Source organism: Achromobacter sp., assembly GCF_057314935.1.
In genome coordinates, this window is sequence record NZ_DBHKZA010000031.1 from 1 (window position 1) to 6,297 (window position 6,297).

Annotated in this window: 6 protein-coding genes; 3 read left to right on the forward strand and 3 right to left on the reverse strand. The window is 67.2% G+C overall.

What is annotated here, in order from left to right; translation table 11 throughout:
• Positions 1-333 (forward strand): tetratricopeptide repeat protein (locus tag ACO6D5_RS13480; RefSeq protein WP_485825656.1); only part of this gene is annotated, 333 nt, incomplete at its 5' end.
• Positions 334-351: 18 nt separating this feature from the next.
• On the opposite strand, the gene ACO6D5_RS13485 is transcribed toward ACO6D5_RS13480, so the two are convergent.
• Together ACO6D5_RS13485 and phrB are read right to left on the reverse strand one after the other, a co-directional pair.
• Complete coding sequence (locus tag ACO6D5_RS13485; protein ID WP_485825657.1) at positions 352-2,037, reverse strand: methyl-accepting chemotaxis protein; 1,686 nt, start codon at positions 2,035-2,037, stop codon at positions 352-354.
• A 128-nt stretch (positions 2,038-2,165) separates the two neighbouring features.
• Positions 2,166-3,584, reverse strand: coding sequence for a deoxyribodipyrimidine photo-lyase (gene phrB / locus ACO6D5_RS13490; protein WP_315845947.1), 1,419 nt, complete (start codon positions 3,582-3,584; stop codon positions 2,166-2,168).
• A 273-nt stretch (positions 3,585-3,857) separates the two neighbouring features.
• Here phrB and ACO6D5_RS13495 point away from each other — a divergent pair, with 273 nt between their 5' ends.
• A complete protein-coding gene (locus ACO6D5_RS13495; RefSeq protein WP_485825694.1) occupies positions 3,858-5,306 on the forward strand; it encodes a CoA transferase in 1,449 nt (482 codons plus the stop codon).
• Positions 5,307-5,360: 54 nt separating this feature from the next.
• Here the strand turns inward: ACO6D5_RS13495 and ACO6D5_RS13500 are convergent, their stop codons facing one another.
• Entirely contained in the window at positions 5,361-5,897 is a 537-nt protein-coding gene (locus ACO6D5_RS13500) for a peroxiredoxin (RefSeq protein ID WP_088588289.1), read from the reverse strand.
• Between the two features lie 181 nt (positions 5,898-6,078).
• Between ACO6D5_RS13500 and ACO6D5_RS13505 the strand changes: the two genes are divergently transcribed.
• Positions 6,079-6,297, forward strand: a 219-nt coding sequence (locus ACO6D5_RS13505) for a hypothetical protein (protein ID WP_485825658.1), incomplete at its 3' end; no start/stop codon positions are given.

Here is a 6,297-nt window from a genome sequence, read left to right on the forward strand (position 1 = left end):
ATGGAAGGAATGATTGAACGCCTGGAGGCCATGCTGGCCAAGGGCACCGACAACATGCTGCTGCGGTTTTCGCTGGGCAAGGCCTATGCCGAGCAAGATTGCTTTCGCGAAGCCGAGCCGCACCTGCGTGCGGCGCTGGCGTTCGATCCCGCCTACTCGGTCGCCTGGAAATGGCTGGGCAAGTCCTGCCTCGGCCTGGGCGACGTCGAGGGGGCAAGGGCGGCGTGGAATTCGGGCCTGGAGGCCGCCCAGGCCCGCGGTGACAAACAGGTCGAAAAAGAACTGCAGGTGTTCATCAAGCGCTTGGACAAGCAGGCGGCGGCGGGCGCCTGAGCCGGCCTCGCGGGGTCGTCAGGCCTGGCCTTCCAGCAACGGCCGCGCGCCGGAGGTCGCGATCCGTCCCGCCGGCACGGGCGCGGCGGCGCGTTTGGGCAACACCGTCTGGCTGCCGGCCACGCGAAACACTTCGATGGCGTGGCGCAGTTGCGCGCCTCGGGTGCGCAGGTTGTCCACGGCCAGCGCGGCCTGCTCGACCCGTACGGCGTTGCGTTGGGCCGCGGTATCCGTTTCCGAAATGGTGCGGCTGACGTTATCGATGCCGGTGTGCTGTTCAGTGGAGGTGGCCGCGATCTCATTCATAATGTGCGTGACCTGCTGCACCGAATCCACGATATCCAGCATGGCGGCGCCCGCGCGCTCCACGTGCCGCACGCCGTCGTTGACGCGTTCGTTGGACGCTTCGATCAAGGCTTTGATCTCGCGTGCGGCCGTGGCGCTTTTCTGCGCCAGGCTGCGCACCTCGGTGGCCACCACGGCGAAGCCCTTGCCGGCTTCGCCGGCGCGCGCGGCTTCGACGGCGGCATTCAGCGCCAGGATGTTGGTCTGGAAGGCGATGCCGTCGATGATGCCTACGACTTCGGTGATGCGCGAGGAGCTCTCGACAATCCCGTGCATGGCGGCCACGGCATCGTCCACGACCTGGCCGCCTCGCTTGGCCATGTCCGAGGCCTGGCTGGCCATCCGGTCTGCGCCGTGCGCGTTCGACGCGTTCTGCTTCACCGTGGCGGCCAGCTGTTCCATGCTGGCTGCGGCTTCTTCCAGCGATGCGGCCTGGCGCTGCGTGTGCGCGGACAGGTCTTCGTTGCCGTCGGCGATTTCCGCGGCTGAATGCAACGCGCTTTCAATGCCGTCGTGCACGTCGCGCGTGATGCTGACCAGGCTTTTGCGCATGACTTCCAACGAGAACTTCAGGGCGCCGATTTCGTCGCGCAGGCTGGCCGAGGGCAGCGGCGTGCTGAGGTTGCCCGCGGCGATCTGCCGGGTGAAGTCGGTCGCGGTCGCCAGCAGCCCCGAGATGCTGCGCGCGAATCCCCAGCCTGAGGCGAAGATCAGGACCACGCCTGCCGCCAGCACGGCGGCGGCGATGGCCAGCTCTTCGGGCTGCATGCGATCGAACATGCCGTACAGCGCGACGCCGGCCGCGCCCAGGAACAAGGCGGACGCCAGCATGGCCCAGGCCAGCATGCGCGAACGCACGCCAGTCAGGCGCCACAGCTTGCCGCGCGCCAGGACGCCGGCGATGCCCGTGGGCCGCGCCTGGCCGCGCACCAGGCGCACGCCGCGCGACGTGCCGTCGCGCAATTTTCCATAGAGCTCGTCGGCCGCGTCGATCTGCGCCTGGGTGGGCTTGACGCGAACCGACGCATAACAGACGGTTTCCCCGCGTTCGATGATGGGGGTGACATTGGCCAGCACCCAGTAATAACCGCCATCCTTGCGGCGGTTCTTGACGACGCCCGTCCAGGATTCGCCGCGCTGGATGGTGCGCCACAAATCCTCGAAGGCGGCTTCGGGCATATCCGGGTGGCGCACGATGTTGTGGGCGGCGCCCACCAGTTCTTCGCGTGAGAAGCCGCTGACTTCCACGAACGCGGGATTGGCGTAAATGATGCGGCCACGGGCGTCGGTGCGGGAGATCAGGTACTGCTCGTCGTGAAGCGTGTATTCCTTGTCGTAAACCGGCTGATTGTTGCGCATGCGTCTGTCGTCCTGTGATGGGCGGGGCGTGGTGCAGCCGGGGATCATCGGGGAGGGGCGCGTGCGTGGGGTTGATCTACATCAAGATATTGGAATGTTATGCAAAACGTAAATTCGTGCGATAGCGGTCAGGCGGCGGGCAAGTTGCCGAACGCTTCCAACGCGCGCAGCCGGCTTTGCGCCAGGTCCACGATGGGCGTCGGATAGCCCGCGGCCGCGCGTTCCATGGGGCTGGGGTCATGGATGGCCTGATCATCCAGGTGCGCCAATTCGGGCAGCCATTCCCTCAGGAAAACGCCGCGCGGATCGAACCGGCGGGATTGCGACAGGGGATTGAACACGCGGAAATAGGGCACCGCGTCGGCCCCGGTGGAGGCGCTCCACTGCCAGCCGCCGTTGTTGGCCGCCAGGTCGCCGTCCACCAGTTGCGCCATGAACCAGGCTTCGCCCGAGCGCCAATCGATCAGCAGGTTCTTGGACAGGAACATGGCCGCCACCATGCGCAGCCGGTTGTGCATCCAGCCCAGCGCCAGCAACTGCCGCATGGCGGCGTCGACGATGGGAATGCCCGTTTTTCCCTGCTGCCAGGCATGCAGGTCGGCAGGCGCGTCGCGCCACGGCACGGCGGCGGTTTCGGGTTTCATGGGCTGGTGCATGGACAACGCCGGGTAGGCGGCCAGCAGGTGTTGGTAGAACTCGCGCCACAGCAGTTCGTTGATCCACGTGGCGGCGCCGGCCTTACCGCTGTCCAATTCGCCGTGGTTGGCCGCCAGCGCGGCGCGCAACGCTTGCCCGGGCGACAGCACGCCGGCCGCCAGATAGGGCGACAGGCAGCTGGTGCCGGGCAGCGAGGGGAAGTCGCGCTCGTCCTTGTAGGCGTCGATGACGCCGTCGGCAAAGGCGGCCAGCCGGTCGCTGGCGGCGGTTTCACCGGCGGGCCACAGCGCGCGCACGGCGTCGCTGGCGGGCGGGAATCCATCGAAGGCGTCGGGCAGGGCGTCGGCCTTCCACGCCGGCGCGGTTTGGGCGCGGGGGGCGGGCACGGGGCGGAGGGGCGCGGTGCGCAAGCGTTCCCGGCAGGTGCGCGCATAGGGAGTGTAGACGCGGTAGCACTCGCCTTTGCCCGTCAGCACCGTGCCGGGACGCAGCAGCGAGGCGCCGTGGTGCAGCGTCCAGTCCACGCCGATGGCTTGCAGCGCGTCGGCCACGGCCGCATCCCGGCGGCGTTCGTTGATGGCCCATTCGGTGTTGGCATGGACTTGCGCAATCCCGTGCGCCTGGCAGAAGTCCGCGATGGCGCTCGCGGCCTCGCTCCAGTCGGAGACAGTCAGCAATTTGAGGGGAATGCCCAGCTTGCCCAGATCGGCCGAAAGTTCGCGCAGGTTGCGCAGCCAGAAATCCACTTTGGCCGGCGCGTCGCCATGCAGGCGCCATTGCCCAGGCGACGCCAGGAACAGCGCGGTGACCGTGCCGTTTTCCGCGGCGGCGGCCAAGGCGGGGTTGTCGTGCAGGCGCAGATCGGTGCGTAGCCAGAGCAGCGTGTTCATCTAGGGCAATCCAGTACGGGAATCGGCGGACAGTCGCGCCCGGCCATCGAGGCTGGCATTCTAGCGTGCGGGCCGGCATGGAAGACGATGTAAAAACTACGAGTAGATGTGACCGGGGGAGCAACGCGGGGGACGGGTGGGGCCCTGGGCCGCCTGTGTGCTTTCCCCGTCCGCGCGCGGTCAAACCATGAAACACGCTGAGGCTGCGTACGTATTGACGCGCCTGTCCCCGCGCCATGTAATTCAGTTAACGACGAGAGCAAAGTGAACGCTATGGGAAATCTGATGGACCTACGCCCGTCCTTTCTGAGGGGACGCACACCCGCCGGCAAGACGTCGCTCGATGTCCTGCAAAAGCTATGGCGTTCACTCGATCTTCCCGACGAGTCGCTGGATCATGTGTTGCTGACCGGCGCGGATCCGGTGCTGCCCTCGGCCTTTGCGGTGGGCGCGGCGGCGCAAGCGAGCATGGCGGCCGCAGCCTTGGCCGCGGCCGAACTCTGGCATCTGCGCGGTGGCGCGCGGCAGCAGGTCACGGTCGACATGCTTCACGCCGCGCAGGAATGCCGTAGCCATTTCAAGATCAACGGCGTGACGCCTAACCCATGGGATCCCGTCAGCGGCGTGTACCGCTGCGGCGACGGGGGCTGGGTGCGCATCCACGCCAACTTCGCGCATCACCGCGACGGCGCCCTGGCCTTGCTGGGGTGTCCGACAGGCGAGGGCACCACGCGGGAAACGGTGGAGCGCGCGCTCAGCCGCTGGAAGGCGCTGGATTTCGAGCAGGTCGCCGCTGATGCCGGCATGGTGGTCGCAGCCATGCGCAGCTTTGACGAATGGGACCGCCATGCCCAGGGCCAGGCGATCGCCTCGCAGCCCTTGATGACCATCGAACGCATCGGCGAGGCCGACCCGCGCCCCTTGCCCAAGTACGGGCACGACGCGCGCCCGCTGAAGGACATCCGCGTACTGGACCTGACCCGCATCATCGCCGGGCCGGTCTGTGGCCGCGCGCTGGCCGCCTATGGCGCCGACGTGATGCTGGTGAACTCGCCGCAATTGCCCAATATCGACAACATCATCGATACCAGCCGGGGCAAGTTGTCGGTGCTGGCCGACCTGGACACGGCCGATGGCCGCATCGCGCTGGGCAACCTGTTGCGCAGCGCGCACGTGTTCGTGCAGGGATACCGGCCGGGCGGGCTGGCCGCGTTGGGCTTTGGCCCGCAAGACGCGGCGCGCATCCGCCCGGGCATCGTCTATGTGTCGCTATCGGCTTACGGCAATACCGGCCCCTGGGCCAACCGGCGCGGGTTCGATTCGCTGGTGCAAACGGCCACGGGGTTCAACCACGCCGAGGCACAGGCGGCAGGCCAGGAAGCGCCCAAGCCCTTGCCGATGCAGATTCTGGATCATGCGTCCGGCTACCTGATGGCGTTCGGCGCGCAAGTGGCGCTGGCACGGCAGGCGACCGAGGGCGGCAGTTGGCACGTGCGCGTGTCGCTGGCGCAAACGGCGCATTGGCTGCGCAGCCTGGGGCGGGTGGATGGCGGGCTGGCCTGTCAGATGCCGGGATTCGATGGTTTGCTGGAAACCGAGCCGTCAGGTTTCGGCGAATTGCTGGCGGTGCGCCATGCCGCCCGGTTTTCTGAAACGCCGGCCCGGTGGACGCGCCCGTCCAGTCCGCCCGGCACGCATCCGCCGGTCTGGCCGTTCAATTAGGCCGCACAGCGTCGTCTCAGCAAAGCCCGGGCCCTTGCCCGGGTTTTTTCCGTTTTATTGCTTCGCCTTCCAGTCGCGTAGCGCGCGCATGGTGTTGGCCACGTGCGAGTCCGGATTCATGTCCGTGAATTCATACAGGATCTTGCCTTGCGGCGAGATCACGTACGAGATCCGTTGCGCGTAGTCGGGGCGCTTGTCGTGCACGGCGTCATAGGCCTTCATGATCTTGCCGTCGCCATCGGCCGCCACGGCGAACTTGCTGCGGCATTCGCTGACCGAAAACTTGTTCAGCGTGTCGATATCGTCCGTCGACACGCCGATGACGGTGGCGCCCAGCGACTTGTATTCGTCCGTGGCTTCGGCGAAGTTGTGCGCTTCGATCGTGCAGCCCTTGGAGAACGCGGCGGGGAAGAAGTACAGCACGACAGGCCCTTGCTTCAAGGCCTCGGTCAGTTTGAACGTGAAGACGTTGCCGCCCAGCGAGGCCTGGGTGCTGAAGTCGGGGGCGGGGGCGCCGACATTCAAGGCGGCCTGGGCCGACGTGCCGGCCAGCAGGCCGCATAGCATCAAGCAGGAGACAAGGCGTTTCATGGGAAGCTCCGATATCCAGGGTAGCGCGCGGGCGGGCGCGGCAAAGTGCCTACTGTAGTCCCGCCGTTGACAGGGGTCCAGTTCAGTCGCGGTTCGGCCCGCCGCGGCCTTCGCCGCGCTGCGCCTCACGGTCTCGGCCGCCGCCTTGCTGCGGGTGTCCTTCGGGGCGCGGCGAGGCTTGTTGCTGGCGTGCCTGCTGCTGCGCTTGCTGATGCTGTTGATGCTGCTGTTCGCGCGCCTGTTGCTGCTGGGCATCGCGAGCCTGCTGCTGGCGCGCTTGCTGCTGCGATTCCCGGGCTTGCCGTGCTTGCTGTTGCTGTTCGCGGTCCTGCTGCTGGCGCGTCGCCTGCTGGGCCTGCTGGTCGCGGGCCTGTTGTTGGCGCTGCTGCTGCTGCTGCTG

What these genes read in the sequence shown, in the direction of transcription:
- ACO6D5_RS13485 (WP_485825657.1), bottom strand. Translation starts at nt 2,037, where the DNA reads ATGCGCAACAATCAGCCGGTTTACGACAAGGAATACACGCTTCACGAC.
- phrB (WP_315845947.1), bottom strand. Translation starts at nt 3,584, where the DNA reads ATGAACACGCTGCTCTGGCTACGCACCGATCTGCGCCTGCACGACAAC.
- ACO6D5_RS13500 (WP_088588289.1), bottom strand. Translation starts at nt 5,897, where the DNA reads ATGAAACGCCTTGTCTCCTGCTTGATGCTATGCGGCCTGCTGGCCGGC.
- ACO6D5_RS13495 (WP_485825694.1), top strand. Translation starts at nt 3,858, where the DNA reads ATGGGAAATCTGATGGACCTACGCCCGTCCTTTCTGAGGGGACGCACA.